Below are 13869 nucleotides of genomic sequence, written 5' to 3' on the forward strand. Positions count from 1 at the left end.
CCCATGACTTCCACAGGTTCACCACTGAGAAGCGACGTTGTCAGCTTGGAGCCCCAGGGCCTCAAGGGTATCGCCTGCCGGGCGTGCAGCCGGCGTTCGTTCCCGGAGCGGCCGCTGTGCCCCATTTGCGGCGCCGACGCCATCGACAACGTCCTGCTGGCCGACCGAGGTCGAGTCACCAGCTGGACCATCGTTCACCAGGCCCCGCCCCCGTTACAGACGCCCTACACCTTGGTGACCGTCGATCTCGACGACGGTGTCCGGTTGTTGGGCGCGGCGACAGGCACCGTCGCGATCGACGACGAAGTTGCCGTCGAGTTGTTTACGTTGAAGACCGATTCCTCCGGAGAACCACTGTGGTGGTATCGATTCCGGGGCACCGAGGAGAACCGATGAGCGAGACCTACATCGCCGGCGCCGGCATGGTGCGATTCGGCAAATACCCCGTCGACATCACGTTCGAGAAACTCGCCGTCGGCGCTGCCCGCGAAGCGATGTCTGACGCGGGTGTGACCACCAAGGATATCGAATCCGTCTACGTCGGGCACGTGTTCGGCGGCCCGGTCGCCGGCCAACGCGTCGCGGCGCAGATGGGTCTTGGCGGGCTTCCCGTCTCCAACCACGAAAATTACTGCGCCAGCGGGGCGACCGCGATCCGCGAAGCGTGGATCGCGATCAAGGCCGGGCTGTATGACATCGTCTTGGTCATCGGTGCGGAGAAGATGACCGACCGTGTCTCCGGCGGTGTCATGCCCGACCCCACGGACCTCGATGCCATCAACGGCCTGGTCATGGCCGCCAATCATGGAATGAGTGCGCGGCGGTATATGTCCGACCACGGTGCCACTCGCGAGCAGATCGCCGCGGTGGCCGTGAAGAATCACGCCCACTCGGTGCACAACCCGTTCGCTCAATACCAGCGACCGATCAGTTTGCAGGAAGTTCTCGACGCCCGCACCATCGCCGAGCCACTGGGACTTCTCGATTGCAGTCCCATCAGCGACGGTGCCGCCTCAGTGGTTCTGTGCAGTGCGGCCGGTCTCGCCAGACTAGGGCGTTCATCAGCTCCGCGTATCGCCGGCTGCGCCCTGGTCAGCGGCAAAATCGTCACTGCCGACACCAACCTCAACGACGAGGACGTCTCTCGTCGAGCGGGTGAACAGGCGTGGAACATCACCGGATACGGGCCGGAAGACATCGACCTGGTGGAGATGCACGACTGCTTCACCATCGCCGAGATCGTGCGCCTGGAAGGCCTCGGCGTCGTCCCGGTCGGTGAGGGTGGGCGATGGACAGAGAGCGGTAACACCTCGATCGGGGGCAAACTTCCCGTCAACGTCAGCGGCGGCCTCCTCAGCCGTGGACACCCGGTGGGTGCCACCGGCGTCGCGCAGATCTGCGAGCTCACCTGGCAACTCACCCGCCGAGCCGGTAGACGGCAAGTCGACGAAGCGAACGTCGGGCTCGCCTATTGCAAGGGAGGCACCGTCAGCGGCACCGACGGTGGCTCGGTCACAGTCCTGCTGGTGACGCGATGACTGCCTCCACGGTCACTACAATCGACCTCACTGATCCCGCGAACCCCGCCGACGTAGCCGCCTCCCCGGTAGTGGTGCTCGTCTTCCGCGGCGCAGACGGTGATCAGACGCTCGACACCGCAGACCTCGAGCATGCGGTGGCACATCCGCTGCTGTCCGCGTTCTCCGCCGTTCAGCATCACTGGCCGTCGATAACCGAAACACACGGTCGCGGTCGGGTGGTCGTCCTCGCCCCCGCGTCTGCGGCCCTGGGGGATCCGCTCAGACCATTGGATTGCGCGGTTACGGGGGCTCTGATCAGCTTCGTCCGGTCGGTCGCGATCGAGTTGCAGCGGCACGGCGGTGCCGCGAACGCGATCTTCTTCGACACCGACCCCAACGAACCGGCCGTTACCGAGCTGATCGCCACGGTGACCGCTGAGCATGCCACTGCGGTGACCGGCCAAGAACTTTACGCTGCCAATGGCGCCGACCTCGGGAGGCTGCACCCATGAACCCCGACCACCAGCAATCCACGCCGCGTGCTCGTGTCGCCTTCATCACCGGCGCTGCGGGCGGCATCGGACGGGGTATCGCCGAACACCTGGCCGAACTCGGATACAGCTTAGGGCTGTCGGACATCTCCGAAGTTGCATTGCAAACCGTAGCGAACGACATCGCCGACGCAACCGGTGTAGCTGTGTCGGCCCGAGCCGCAGACCTCGCCGACCGGCAGTCCATACAAGCCGCCGTCGATGCCACCGTCGCCGATCTCGGTGGACTCGACGTTCTGGTGAACTGCGCGGGAATCCTCAAGGACGCCCGCATCGAGAAAATGGACCCCGCGGTTTTCCGCCAGGTCATCGAGGTCAATCTGATCGGGATGCTGACCACCACCGCCGCAGCTCTGCCAGCGCTGCGCTGCTCAGGAAGTGGCCGGATCATCTCGTTGACTTCGCGTGCCTGGCTGGGCAACTTCGGCTCCACCAACTATGCCGCCTCCAAGGGTGGGATCGCCGGCGTGAGTAGAAGCCTGTCGTTGTCCCTGGCGCCCGACGGCATCACCGTCAACTGCATTGCACCCGGGTTCATCGAAACACCGATGTCGAATTCGATGCCCGCCCACATCCTCGATCGGGTCCGGCACTCCATCCCGGTCGGCCGGGTAGGACGGCCCATCGATGTGGCCCGCGCGGTTGCCTTCCTCGGCGACGCCAACGCCGGTTACGTTACCGGACAGAGTATTCCGGTATGCGGGGGTCGAAGCATCAGCGGCTCGGTCAGAAAGGACACCGTCTCCGCGTAACGAGAAGACTCGTCCGGACATTGCGCAGAAGACCGCCCTTTCAGCTGAAGTCAAAACACCACGAAAGGGTCAGCATGCCTTCCAATCCCGTTTACGCGAATCCGAACGATCTTACGAACAAGGTCGTCGCCCCGCTGGTAGCCGATGTCACCGATGACTGTCGCACCGCGCCCGTCCGCGGACCGCGATCCATACGGAATCTTGACGCTCGCGGCCGATGTCCTGACGAATTCTCTACACTCCGGGTCCGGCGTCCCTGCGGCGAAGCGCCCGCGGGTCCCGACGCCGGAACGGCACGGGGCCGCCTGCATCACCATCTCGTCGCGGTGCCGCCAGGAACGCCACGGCCAGGGCGGCGGACACGGCGGCCGGCACGAGCGCCGGGGGGTGCAGATGCTGCAGCGGGACGAGCAGCGCCGCCGTCGCCGCTGCCGGAAGTGCGATCGCCGACAGGACGGCGGGTGCGGCGGGCAGCGGCTGCGGCCGGGGGCGAGCGGTGTGTAGGCGCCGGTGCAGTACCAGGTCGGCGGTGGCGCACAGCTCGGTCAACTCGGCTCGTGCCCCGTCGATCTCCGCGCTCGCCCGGTGCGCGAGCAGCGAGCGCAACCGCGTCGGCGCGATCCGTCCCGGGGCGTCGTCGGGGGGAGCGCACAGCAGCGCAACCTCGACCAGGCGCGCACGCACGGCGGCCACCTCGTCGAGCGCGGTGAGGAGCTGCGCACGGTCGTGTGAGCGGTGGGTGCGCAGGCGCCCGAGCAGCCGGCGCCGATCGGTGTGCAGGTGTGCCCGGGCGCCGACCCAGCAGATCAGGTGGTAGAGCATCTCGCGGGTACCGTCCCCGAGGTAACCGTGACGGTCTGCGGCGCCGAGATCGACCAGCATCGCCCGGGCGTCGTCGCGGACGCCCAGCTGCGCCCCGGCCCGTACCGGCGCATCGGCCAACGGTTCCGGATGCCAGGTGTGCAACCGCCCGGACGCCCGTGACACCCCGTCGGCGAGGGTGCCGGAGCAGGGCGGGCCGACGAGCCGGCGCACCGCATCGGACCCGTCCCCGGCGACCTCGACGACCAATCCCTCGACGGTGCGCTCGGCCGCAAGGGGACGAGCGGTGCGAACGACCACCTCGCCGAGCGGGCGGTACACCGCGGGGTCGGGCAGCCGGGTGTCGAGCCGGGGGAAGAGATCCACCAGGCCGGCATCGGCGGTCACCCGGAACGGCGCCAGAAATGCGTCGAGCGCACGACGGAACCCGGTCTCGGCACCGTCGAAGAGTGGATCGCTGTGCCAGGTCAGCACGGTGCCGGGCGCCTCGGCGGTCAGCTCCTCGCACACCAGCACCAGTCCGCTGCCGGGCACCTCCCACAGGGACGCACACGCGCCGGGCATCCCGACATGGGTCCGGCCGGGCGCCGACGGTGGAGTGCTCACCGCCGGACGCTGGACCGGTCCGAAGGTGACGGGGCCGTGGCCGGGGTCCGTGAGGTGCCGGAACGCCAGCAGGCTCGGTGCCCGCTCGAGGTGATCGGCACCTCCGGCGTCGGCTATGCGCGCCGGGAGGAACGGCTCGGTGCCCGCAACGGCGGGAACGGCGGGCGGAAGCCTGCTCGCTGCAACGTCCAGCGGCAGGAACATCACCTTCAGCACCCCGGGTCGAGCCTGGGACGGCATCGGTTCGGCATGCACGGCAACAACATCGGTATACCGGCGCGGCATCTGCTTCTTCGCTTTCGGCACGGTGACGAGGTCGGCGCCTCCGGCGCGAAGCGCTCCGCCCCGGCTCCGGGACGCAGCGTCCGGGCCGGGGCGGAGAGATCCGGGAGGGTCAGCCCGTCGCAGTGGCGTCCTCGAGTTCCGTCACGCGAGTCAACGCCTCGCGCAGTCCCCGGCGGAACCCGGGGGTGTGCTCGGCGCGGCCGAGTGTCTCCAGATCTTTTTCCAGGTTCGCTCGAATTCTCCCGAGCGCGTGCTGTGCCGTGTTCATGGGAGGTGCGCTTCTCTCGTCATTTTTCTGATGGTGGCAGGCAGTGTGGAATGGCGAGCCAATTCGTCGAGGACGTACAGTCGCGCGGTCCGCATTCCCCGGTGATATCCCGGAAGAAATTCGTCCCCCGGGTCCGCGCGGGCGATCTCGTTTCCGAGCTGCCCGTAGAGTCTCTCGAGAACTGTTTTCGTGAAATCCATTTCGTTCGGAGCGGTGATCGTCGATCCGCGGTCAGCTCTTTCGCTTGCGGATGAACTGGGTGGACTCGAGCGCCTTGGCTCGTTTTTCCGCGCGTCGCTCCTTGAGGGCGCGAGCGGACTGTTTGGAACTCTTGACGGCGGACTTGGCGGCCATTGTCAATCCTTTCCGAATCGGCAATCGCAAACTGGCCCCGACCATACCCAACAAAAAAATAAAGTCCAGTTCGCCGGAACGGCGCCCTGTCGCACCTCCCCGCCCGGATGTTCCCGATGGTGGATAACGTCGTCAGGTATGAGTGTCCGTCCGAGACCGTTGCCGCAATTGCGTATGGCGGCCGCCACCTACCGATTTCGGGAGAGCCTGTTCGCGCTGCCGACGCTGATCGTCGCTGCCGGGGTGATCCTCGCCGAGGTGACCGCGTACGTCGACCGTACCTACGCCCCCGACGGTGCGGGCTGGGCTGTGCAGATGAACAGCAATGGTGCGACGTGGTTGCTCAGCACCGTGGCGGGGGCGACGATCACCACAGCCGGCGTGGTGTTCTCGCTGACCGTGGTCAGCCTCCAGTTGGCCAGCAGCCAGTTCTCTCCCCGGGTGATGCGCTCGTTCATCCGGGATCGCTTGAGCCAGACGGTGATCGGAATGCTCGTGGCGACGTTCGTCTACTGCGTGCTGACGCTGCGGCACGTCGGAGGCGAGGCCGACGATCCGGCGCCGGGAGTGTCGATGACGGTGGCCCTGGCGCTGACGGTGGCCACCGTCGTGCTGATCGTCGCCTACCTCGACCGGCTCGCGCACGGCTTGCAGGTCGGCGAGGTGGTGCGCACGATCGCCGCCGAAGCGGACGGGGTGATCGACGCAACGGTCCGGGAGAGCCGCAAGGAGAGCCCTGCTCGGGCGGTGCCCCGGCCGGATCCCGACGCGGTCATGACGGTTCCCGCCGTCCGGGACGGCTGGATCACCCAGGCACCGACCGAGCACATTCTCGCGTCGGTACCCCCTTCGACGGTGGTGCGGTTGGAAACACGGCCGGGCGCCTACATCCACCGAGGGGAAGTGCTGCTGCGCGTCTGGCCGGTGCCGAACGGTGCCGCGAGGGTCCGGCACCGGCTCGAGGCCGCGGTCGAGATCTCCGACACCCGCACGATGCAGCAGGATGTGGACTTCGCGTTGCGTCAACTGGTCGACATCGCCCTGCGCGCCCTCAGTTCCGCGATCAACGACCCCACCACCGCGACCGAGGTGGTGCTCCGCATCGGCAGCCTGCTGCGGACGCTGCTGACCGCCGACGTGCCGGCGCTGTCGGTGTCCGGCGCCGACGGCCGGGTGCTGCTGCGCCCGTGGATCCTGTCTCCACCGGAGTACATCGAGCATGCCTTCGACCAGATCCGGCAGGCGTGTCCGCGGCAGGTGCATGTGGCCACCACAGTCGCGCGGGTGCTGCGCATGTTGACCGACCACGTGCGGGCCGCGGGCCGTGACGAGCACGTCCCGGCGCTGGGGCGGCAACTGCGGTTGCTGGTGGACGCCGTGGCGGCCGAGCCCGGGCTCCATCCCGAGGATCTCGAGCGGTTCCGGGCCGTGGCCGAGTCGCCGGTCGACCCGGCCGAGCACCGCGTGGACTGATGCGCCGCGTGTGACGGCCGGAATCCGGCCTGCCGTCCGGAGGTCCGCCCGCCGTTCCGGAATCCGCCCGGTCGTTTTCCCGGCGCGGACTCCGGATCGGCGCGGCGATTCTCGTCCCGAGGACTCCTGGGAGCGCCGTCTACTCGTCGACCTCCATGTGACGGATGGAGGGGCCGCCCTTGTGGTCGGTCGAGCGGCCGAGCTTGGAATCGAGCAGGCTGTGAAGGCGGTGCACAGCCCCGTCGAAGGCCTCCTTCACCGACCCTGCGTTGTGGGTGACGACGATCGGTTGCTGGCCGGCGATCCGCGCCTCGAGGAGACAACGCTTGTCCGTGGTGCCGAACTTGTCCGCGTTCTCGTCGCTGAGGTGGATCTCCACCCGGGTGATCCGGTCGGCGAACCGGTTCAGCGCGGACTCCAGCTCCTCCTCGAGCCGACGGGCGATGTCGTCGTCGATCTGGATGTGGCTGTCCTTGTTGAGCTGGATCTGCATCGCGAGCTGTCTCCTTCTCGAGCGCGTCGGTACGGCCGGAGGTCGTTCTCCGCGCCTTCGCGCGCTGCGTCGTGTCGATTCCACCCGAACTCGGTACGGGTGGGCAACCCGCAGGCCGCGTCAGCCGACCTCCTCCGGCTCCCTGCGCGCGAGCTTGCTCGGCCACCAGATCCGCTTTCCGATGTCGATCGTCAGCGCCGGCACGAGCAGCGACCGGACCAGCAGTGCGTCGAGCAGCACGCCGAACGCGACGATGAACGCGATCTGCGCGAGGAACAGCAGGGGGATCACCGCCAGCGCCGAGAACGTCGCGGCCAGGACGATGCCTGCGGAGGTGATCACCCCGCCGGTCACGGTCAGGGCCCGCAGCGTGCCGCGTCTGGTGCCCACCCGGGCGCTCTCCTCCCGTACCCGGGTCATCAGGAAGATGTTGTAGTCGATGCCCAGCGCGACGAGGAAGACGAAGCCGAACAGCGGCACCACCGGGTCGGCGCCGGGGAACCCGAGCAGGTGGTCGAAGACCAGCGACGACACGCCGAGGGTCGCGGCGAAGGACACGACGACCGTCAGCATCAGCAGCACCGGCGCGACGAGTGCCCGCAGCAGCAGGATCAGGATCAGCAGCACGACCGCGATGACGACGGGAATGATCACCGTGCGGTCGCGGGCGGCGGTGTTCTTGGTGTCCAGGTCGACCGCCGTGGTCCCGCCCACGAGGGTCTCGGCCCCCGGTACTCCGCCGACCGCGTCGCGGATGCGTTCGACGGTGTTCTCGGCGGCCGGCGAGTCGGCGGGATCCGACAGGGTCGCCTGTAGTGCGACGCGGCCGTCGACGACGGTCGTCGCACCGTCCGGACCGGTCACCGGCGTCACCTCGGTGACGCCCTCGACGCGGGCCGCGGCGGCGACGTCGCCGGCCGCGGACTCGCGGGTGATGATCACGGTGGGGGAGCCGGTGCCGGCGTCGAAGTGCCTGCCGAGCATCTCCTGGCCGGTCACGTAGTCGGTCTCGAGCAGGAAGATCTCGGACTGGGCGACGCCGTCGGCCTTGAACTGCGGCAGCAGCATGGCGAAGCCGACGAGGACGAGGCTCGAGACCACCCAGATCCTCCGCGGATGGGCGCCGACCCGCTGTGCGAGCCCGTTCCAGAACCGGTGCGCCGACGCCAGGTCGTCCCGATCGGCGTCGGGCTCGGCCGTCGGCCGCTTCGGCCAGAACGCGGCCCGGCCGAGGAGCACCAGTGCGGACGGCAGGAACGTCATGGAGGCGACGAACGAGGCGACGATGCCGATCGCGGCGACGGGGCCGAGGCCGCGGTTGGAGTTCAGGTCGGACAGCAACAGGCACAGCACGCCGGCGATGACGGTGCCCGCCGACGCGGCGATCGGTTCCAGCGTGGCCCGCCACGCGGTGCGCATCGCGGCGAACCGGTCCGGTTCGAGGCGCAGTTCCTCGCGGTAGCGGGACACCAGTAGCAGCGCATAGTCGGTCGCGGCGCCGAAGACGAGGATGAACAGGATGCCCTGGCTCTGTCCGTTGAGGGCGATGACGTCGGCGTCGGCCAGCAGGTACACGAGCAGGCTCGCCAGCGTGAGGGCGAACACCGCCGAGAGGATCACCACGAACGGCAGCAGGGGACTGCGATAGACGACGACGAGGATCAGCAGCACCACACCGCCGGCGACCAGCAGCAGCAGGCCGTCGATGCCCTCGAACGCCGTCGTCAGATCGGCGATCTGCCCGGCGGGACCGGTGACGTAGATCGTCAGCCCCTCGGGCGGATCGGCGAGCTCGGCGCGCAGTTCGTCGACGGCGTCCCCGACCTCTCCGGTGCTGTCGATCGGCACGATCATCCGCGCGGCCTGACCGTCCTGCGACGGGACCGGCGGCGGGCCCGCCGAGGCCCCCGCGAGGTAGGCGAGGTCGTCGGGGGTGATGCCGGAGGGGCGTTCGGCGACGACGATCGCGGGCACGAAACGGGTGTCGGTGAAGTCCGCATAGAGTTCGCCCGCCCGGGTGGATTCCGCGGAGGCCGGGAGGAACGAGCTGTTGTCGTTCTGCTGGACTTCGCTGAGCTTGCCGGCGAAGGGTCCGCCGGCGCCGGCGATCGCGAGCCACGCGATCAGCAGCAGCGCCGGCAGCAGCCAGCGGATGCGACGAGGTGAACGAGCCGGCGCGGTGACGGTGTTCAATCTTCCTCCAGGAGAATGCGAATACGCCGAGCCCAGATTACTCAGCTAACTGAACAATAGCGAAAAGGTATCTCATGACCGACGATCTCGAGAGCTGGCCGACCGGCCGGCTGCTGTCCACGGCCGCCCGGCTGGTGGAGCAGGCCTGGGAATCGACTCTGCGCGCCCACGGCCTCACCCACGCGGGGCTGGTGGCCCTGCACACGATCGCCGACGGTCCGCGCTCCCAGCGGGAGATCGCCCGGGCCTGCCGCGTGACCGACCAGACGATGAGCCGGACCGTCGAGCACCTCGAGCGGTCCGGATTCGCCACGCGCACCGTCGATCCCGCCGACGAGCGGCGCATGCGCGTCCGGATCACCGAATCGGGGCACGAGCTGTACCGGGCGATGATCGAACTCGAGCGCACCGATGCGCAGCCGACCGCGGTGGTGTCCGACCCCGCCACCTTGCGCTCCCTTCTGATCGAACTGGTCCGATCGGCACAGCGCTGAGCCGCCCGGAGGTGCGGGCGGGTCGGTCCCCCGGATCAGCCCAGCGGCAGCTGGGCGAAGATCTGCGTCGGCTGCGCCGACCCGCCCGGCGGTTCGACGCTGAATGCCAGGGCGGTCGAATGCCCGACCCCCTCGAGGACGGCCGTGGTGGACGGCGCCACCGCCTCGGCGTCCATGATGCCCGCGGACTCCGGGCCCTCGGGGGTGATCAGCCACATCTGGTAGACGCTGCCCTCGGCGGGCGGCGCCACGTTGTTCATCACCAGCACCCCGGCGTCGGCGTCCTTCGAGTACACCACCGTGGCGACTCCGCCGCCCTCGATCTCACCCGACGTGGTGCGCACGTCCTCCGCCGCGAACACCTGCGCCGACGTGGGTGCGGTGTCCTCCTGCCACTGGGCGACGACGGCGAAACCACCCACGGCGACGAGCAGTGCGGCCGCCGCGGCGAGCAGGAAGTTGCGACGCCGGCTGCGCCGCTCGTCCAGCGAGACCGGTGCGACGGGCGGCGCCTGCGGGCCGGATTCGGCGGCGATCGCGTCCAGCAGACGCTCGCGCAGACCGGCCGGCGGCTCGGTGGCCGTCGACGCCGACACCACGGCCATGGTCTCCCGGACGGCCGCCGTCTCCCGGGCGAACGCCGCCGCCACCTCGGGGGCGGCTTCGGCCACCCGGGTCTCGATGTCGCGGCGTTCGGCATCGGACACCGCGTCGAGCGCGTACACGACCGCGAGGTCGATCAGTTCGCGGTCCACATCGCCGAAACCGGGCCGGGCCTCACTCGTCATCGCCCTGCACCCCCAGACACTTGCGCAGACGGAGCAGTCCGTCTCGGATTCTCGATTTCACGGTCGGTAGCGTGACCGAAAGTTGTTCGGACACCTCGCGGTACGTCAGCCCACCGAAGTAGGCCAGTTCGACGGACCGGCGTTGCAGATCGGTCAGCGTGCCCAGGCAGTGGGCGACCTGCTGCCGGTCCTCGCGCCGGGCCGCCTCCTCGCTGACGACGTCGAACTCCGCGTCGACGTTGCTCGCGCCGTAGCGTGCCTCGCGGTCGGCCCCGGACTGCTCGGACCGCACCCGGTCGACGGCCCGGCGGTGCGCCAGGGTGATCAGCCAGGACAGCGCCGAACCCTGCGCGGCGTCGAAACCGGAGGCGGAACGCCAGACCTGCAGGTAGACCTCCTGCGCGGTCTCCTCGCTGTAGCCGGGGTCGCGCAGGACGCGCAGGATCATGCCGTACACGCGGGCGCGGGTCAGGTCGTAGAACTCGGCGAATGCAGCCGCGTCCTGCACCGCCACGCGCGCGAGCAGCGCATCGAGTGTGTCGGTACGTCCGCCGACGCCGGTCATCGGCCCTGTCCGCTCATCGAACGAAAGCCTAGTCGGGCGATTCGGGCGGCTCAAGCCACGCTCGGGCGAGCCGTTCGGGGGGCCGGGACCGGCGGGCGAGGCAAGAGTCGAATCGAGCAAGGCGATCACCTCCGGGAGGAATTCTCGAGCGCACCGTCGCCGGCCCGTTGCAGCAGGCGGGCGCCACCGCCGCCGATCACCGCGACGTCGCGTGGGGTGTCAGGCATGGCCTTCCCCTGCCTGCCGGCCGGCCGGGACCAGGGAGTCACGGAGGAACTCGGCGGTGACGGCATGCCACCAGCCCGGCTTGGTGAGCAGGAAATGGCCCGCCCCCGCCAGCGGCCGGAACTGGGCGTCGACGCCGCGTCCGCGGGCCTGGGCGGTCTGGACCGCGCTCAGGCGCGGATCGCACCACGTGTCGGCGGTACCGTGCACCACCAGCAGCCGTCGCTCGGGTGGGACGAGGGCGCCGTCGTTGTCGGGCCACCACGGTGCCAGCGCGACGACGGCCCCGACGCCGGGCTGTGCCGCGAGGTGTGCCGCCACCCTTCCGCCCATGGAGTGGCCCACGAGCCCGATCCGAACGTCGCCGCGCCGCCGGTGCACCTCGTCGAGGGCACGCAGTGCGTCGTGGACGGGACTCATCCGGTCCCCGTTCCATCCGCGGTGGGTGTAGCGCACCTGCCCGACGGTGATGTCGTACCTGCTCAGCCGGGAACGCAGGGACTCGGTCAGCAGGGTCATCCGCAGCGCGGACAGGTGCCACGGCCGGGCGGCGGACGTGCTGACCGGCTTGCCGCCTGGCAGAACCAGCACATGAGCGCGGGGCCGGTTCGATACGATCTCCATGCCCGTTGTTCGGAGCGTGGCCGAAATCGGATGGGTCGGAAAAAATCTTGCAGATCCACCCATCCGCCCTTCCGCCCGCGCCGAATGGCAGATGACACACCTGACCGACGTGGTCGCGAGGACCACGACACCGAAGGGAATTGGGGCCATGGTTATCAACACGCGAAAGAGCTTGGCGGCAGTCGGAATCGGCGCAATGGCGATGATGGGTGTCGCGGCGTGCTCGTCCGACGACTCGGATTCGTCGCCGGCGGCGACTGCCACGTCGGCGATGGAGAGCGCCACGTCGGCGATGTCTCCCACCTCCGAGGCCATGGCGTCGGCCCCGGTGGGTCCGGGTTGCGCCGCGTACGCCGAGCAGGTTCCCAGCGGGCCGGGCTCGCTGGAGGCCATCGCGCAGCAACCCGTCGGGACTGCCGTCGCCGACATTCCGATTCTGACCCAGTTGAACGCGGCGATCAGCGGGCAGCTCAACCCACAGGTGAATCTCGTCGAAACGCTCAACAGCGGCGAGTTCACGGTGTTCGCGCCGGTCGACGACGCCTTCGCCAAGGTCGATCCGGCAACCATCGAGAGCCTGAAGACTGATACGGCCACCCTCACCACCATTCTCACCTACCACGTCGTGCCCGGCCAGATCGCGCCGTCGGACATCGAAGGTACCCAGACCACCGTCCAGGGCGGTACGGTCGAGGTGACCGGTGAAGGCGAGGAATGGAAGGTGAACGACGCCAACGTCATCTGTGGCGGCGTGAAGACGGCCAACGCGACCGTCTACCTCATCGACTCCGTCCTGCTGCCGCCGGCACCGCAGCAGTGACCCGGACCCGGTAGCACCCGAGGAGCGACGTGAAACGAACGATCCGAGGCCTCGCGGCGGCCGTCCTGGCCGCCGCGGGCGCCGCCCTCATGGCGGCACCGGCGCAGGCAGCCCCGCTCACCCCGGTGGCGGAGCTGGACGTGAACCGGTACATGGGCACCTGGTATCAGCTGGCCGCCAATCCCGCTCCGTTCAATCTCGACTGCGTGCGCGACACCACGGCGAACTACACGCTGCTCGACGAGCGCAACGTCCGGGTGGAGAACTCGTGCACGACCGCGAGCGGTGAGCGACGGGGGATCGTCGGCAACGCGCGGGTCAACGACACCGCGTCGTTGCACGTGAGCTTCCCCGGTGTGCCGTCCCAGGATTCGCTGGACGGTCCGAGCAACTACATCGTGAGCTACCTCGCGGACGACTACTCGTGGGCGTTCGTGGGGGACCCGACCCGGATATCCGGGTTCGTACTGTCGCGTTCGCCCGTCGTGGACGACGCCGCCTGGCAGCAGATCCGGACCGTGGTCGAGCAGCAGGGCTACAACAGTTGCCTCATGCTCACCTCGCCCACCACCGAGGGCCTGCAGGAGATCAAACCGCTCTGCACCGTGTGAACCACCTTCTGCGCGTACCGGACTCGTACCGGTGCCGCTCCACCCGGCCGAATGTCACATTGCATCGCCTCGATCGATCGCATGTGACATTCGGCCACCGGCGCCGACGGCACCGTGGACACCAACACGTCGCTGTTCGTGCTGCTCGACGGTCTGCCGCCGGCCGTCCTGACCAGTCTGCTCGCGATCGTCGTCGTCGTGTCCTTCCTCGTCACGGGGGTCCCGTTCTCGATCGTCATGGTGCTGGCGTGCGTGTCGATGCTGAAGGCGTTCCGGTACGAGGTCGCCACCGCCCCCCGGTACCTGCAGGTGGCCGTGCGGGAACCGGCCCCGCCCCGGGTGTGCGGAAGGGTGGCCACCGGCCGGGGATCTCCGCCACGTTCGCCGGCCTGGAGCCGAGCCGGAACGGAGTCGTGGAGCCCGGC

The 13869-nt window shown here is 68.9% G+C and carries 16 protein-coding genes and 1 pseudogene; 9 read left to right on the plus strand and 8 right to left on the minus strand.

Features of this window, described 5'->3' with window-relative positions; genetic code table 11:
* Window positions 1-3 precede the first annotated feature (3 nt).
* From G6038_RS21670 to G6038_RS21685, 4 genes are read left to right on the plus strand one after another with little or no spacing between them, the layout of a single operon-like run.
* Window positions 4-396 (plus strand): OB-fold domain-containing protein, encoded by a 393-nt coding sequence (locus G6038_RS21670; protein ID WP_206025438.1) that lies wholly within the window; start codon window positions 4-6, stop codon window positions 394-396.
* Window positions 393-1538: a thiolase family protein gene (locus tag G6038_RS21675; protein ID WP_165039822.1), complete on the plus strand. Its 1146-nt coding sequence runs from the start codon at window positions 393-395 to the stop codon at window positions 1536-1538. Before G6038_RS21670 ends, G6038_RS21675 begins: the two co-directional genes overlap by 4 nt.
* Window positions 1535-2032, plus strand: coding sequence for a hypothetical protein (locus G6038_RS21680; RefSeq protein ID WP_165039823.1), 498 nt, complete (start codon window positions 1535-1537; stop codon window positions 2030-2032). Before G6038_RS21675 ends, G6038_RS21680 begins: the two co-directional genes overlap by 4 nt.
* Entirely contained in the window at window positions 2029-2823 is a 795-nt protein-coding gene (locus tag G6038_RS21685; RefSeq protein WP_165039824.1) for an SDR family NAD(P)-dependent oxidoreductase, read from the plus strand. The genes G6038_RS21680 and G6038_RS21685 overlap by 4 nt, the downstream gene beginning before the upstream one ends.
* 234 nt (window positions 2824-3057) lie before the next feature.
* Here the strand turns inward: G6038_RS21685 and G6038_RS21690 are convergent, their stop codons facing one another.
* The 3 genes from G6038_RS21690 to G6038_RS31930 all read right to left on the minus strand — a co-directional run bounded on the left by G6038_RS21690 (window position 3058) and on the right by G6038_RS31930 (window position 5158).
* Window positions 3058-4506 (minus strand): hypothetical protein, encoded by a 1449-nt coding sequence (locus tag G6038_RS21690; protein WP_165039825.1) that lies wholly within the window; start codon window positions 4504-4506, stop codon window positions 3058-3060.
* Between the two features lie 139 nt (window positions 4507-4645).
* Complete coding sequence (locus tag G6038_RS21695; RefSeq protein ID WP_165039826.1) at window positions 4646-4804, minus strand: hypothetical protein; 159 nt, start codon at window positions 4802-4804, stop codon at window positions 4646-4648.
* A gap of 231 nt (window positions 4805-5035) precedes the next feature.
* Window positions 5036-5158, minus strand: a complete 123-nt coding sequence (locus G6038_RS31930; RefSeq protein ID WP_276613878.1) for a hypothetical protein — start codon at window positions 5156-5158, stop codon at window positions 5036-5038.
* 174 nt (window positions 5159-5332) lie between these two features.
* On the opposite strand from G6038_RS31930, the gene G6038_RS21700 reads away from it, so the two are divergent.
* Complete coding sequence (locus G6038_RS21700; RefSeq protein ID WP_165039835.1) at window positions 5333-6631, plus strand: DUF2254 domain-containing protein; 1299 nt, start codon at window positions 5333-5335, stop codon at window positions 6629-6631.
* 139 nt (window positions 6632-6770) lie between these two features.
* Here G6038_RS21700 and G6038_RS21705 read toward each other — a convergent pair whose 3' ends face one another.
* Both G6038_RS21705 and G6038_RS21710 read right to left on the minus strand, forming a co-directional pair.
* On the minus strand, window positions 6771-7124 hold the full coding sequence (locus G6038_RS21705; protein WP_165039827.1) for an HPF/RaiA family ribosome-associated protein: 354 nt from the start codon (window positions 7122-7124) through the stop codon (window positions 6771-6773).
* Between the two features lie 120 nt (window positions 7125-7244).
* Window positions 7245-9317, minus strand: coding sequence for an MMPL family transporter (locus G6038_RS21710; RefSeq protein ID WP_165039828.1), 2073 nt, complete (start codon window positions 9315-9317; stop codon window positions 7245-7247).
* 74 nt (window positions 9318-9391) lie between these two features.
* Between G6038_RS21710 and G6038_RS21715 the strand changes: the two genes are divergently transcribed.
* A complete protein-coding gene (locus tag G6038_RS21715; protein WP_165039829.1) occupies window positions 9392-9811 on the plus strand; it encodes a MarR family transcriptional regulator in 420 nt (139 codons plus the stop codon).
* A gap of 35 nt (window positions 9812-9846) precedes the next feature.
* On the opposite strand, the gene G6038_RS21720 is transcribed toward G6038_RS21715, so the two are convergent.
* The 3 genes from G6038_RS21720 to G6038_RS21730 all read right to left on the minus strand — a co-directional run bounded on the left by G6038_RS21720 (window position 9847) and on the right by G6038_RS21730 (window position 12013).
* On the minus strand, window positions 9847-10599 hold the full coding sequence (locus G6038_RS21720) for an anti-sigma factor (protein ID WP_165039830.1): 753 nt from the start codon (window positions 10597-10599) through the stop codon (window positions 9847-9849).
* Window positions 10589-11164, minus strand: coding sequence for a sigma-70 family RNA polymerase sigma factor (locus tag G6038_RS21725; RefSeq protein ID WP_165039831.1), 576 nt, complete (start codon window positions 11162-11164; stop codon window positions 10589-10591). The genes G6038_RS21720 and G6038_RS21725 overlap by 11 nt, the downstream gene beginning before the upstream one ends.
* A 219-nt stretch (window positions 11165-11383) precedes the next feature.
* On the minus strand, window positions 11384-12013 hold the full coding sequence (locus tag G6038_RS21730) for a dienelactone hydrolase family protein (RefSeq protein ID WP_165039832.1): 630 nt from the start codon (window positions 12011-12013) through the stop codon (window positions 11384-11386).
* Window positions 12014-12161: 148 nt separating this feature from the next.
* On the opposite strand from G6038_RS21730, the gene G6038_RS21735 reads away from it, so the two are divergent.
* The 3 genes and pseudogenes from G6038_RS21735 to G6038_RS21745 form a co-directional block, all read left to right on the plus strand.
* The gene (locus tag G6038_RS21735) at window positions 12162-12833 is read left to right on the plus strand and encodes a fasciclin domain-containing protein (RefSeq protein ID WP_165039836.1); all 672 of its coding nucleotides are present in this window, start codon (window positions 12162-12164) and stop codon (window positions 12831-12833) included.
* Window positions 12834-12862: 29 nt separating this feature from the next.
* Window positions 12863-13444, plus strand: a complete 582-nt coding sequence (locus G6038_RS21740; protein WP_165039833.1) for a lipocalin family protein — start codon at window positions 12863-12865, stop codon at window positions 13442-13444.
* A 102-nt stretch (window positions 13445-13546) separates the two neighbouring features.
* Window positions 13547-13869: pseudogene (locus tag G6038_RS21745) on the plus strand (BCCT family transporter); the annotation flags it as partial.

Origin of the sequence: Rhodococcus sp. 14C212, from assembly GCF_011058195.1 — a bacterium.
Classification (GTDB): Bacteria; Actinomycetota; Actinomycetes; order Mycobacteriales; family Mycobacteriaceae; genus Rhodococcus; species Rhodococcus aetherivorans.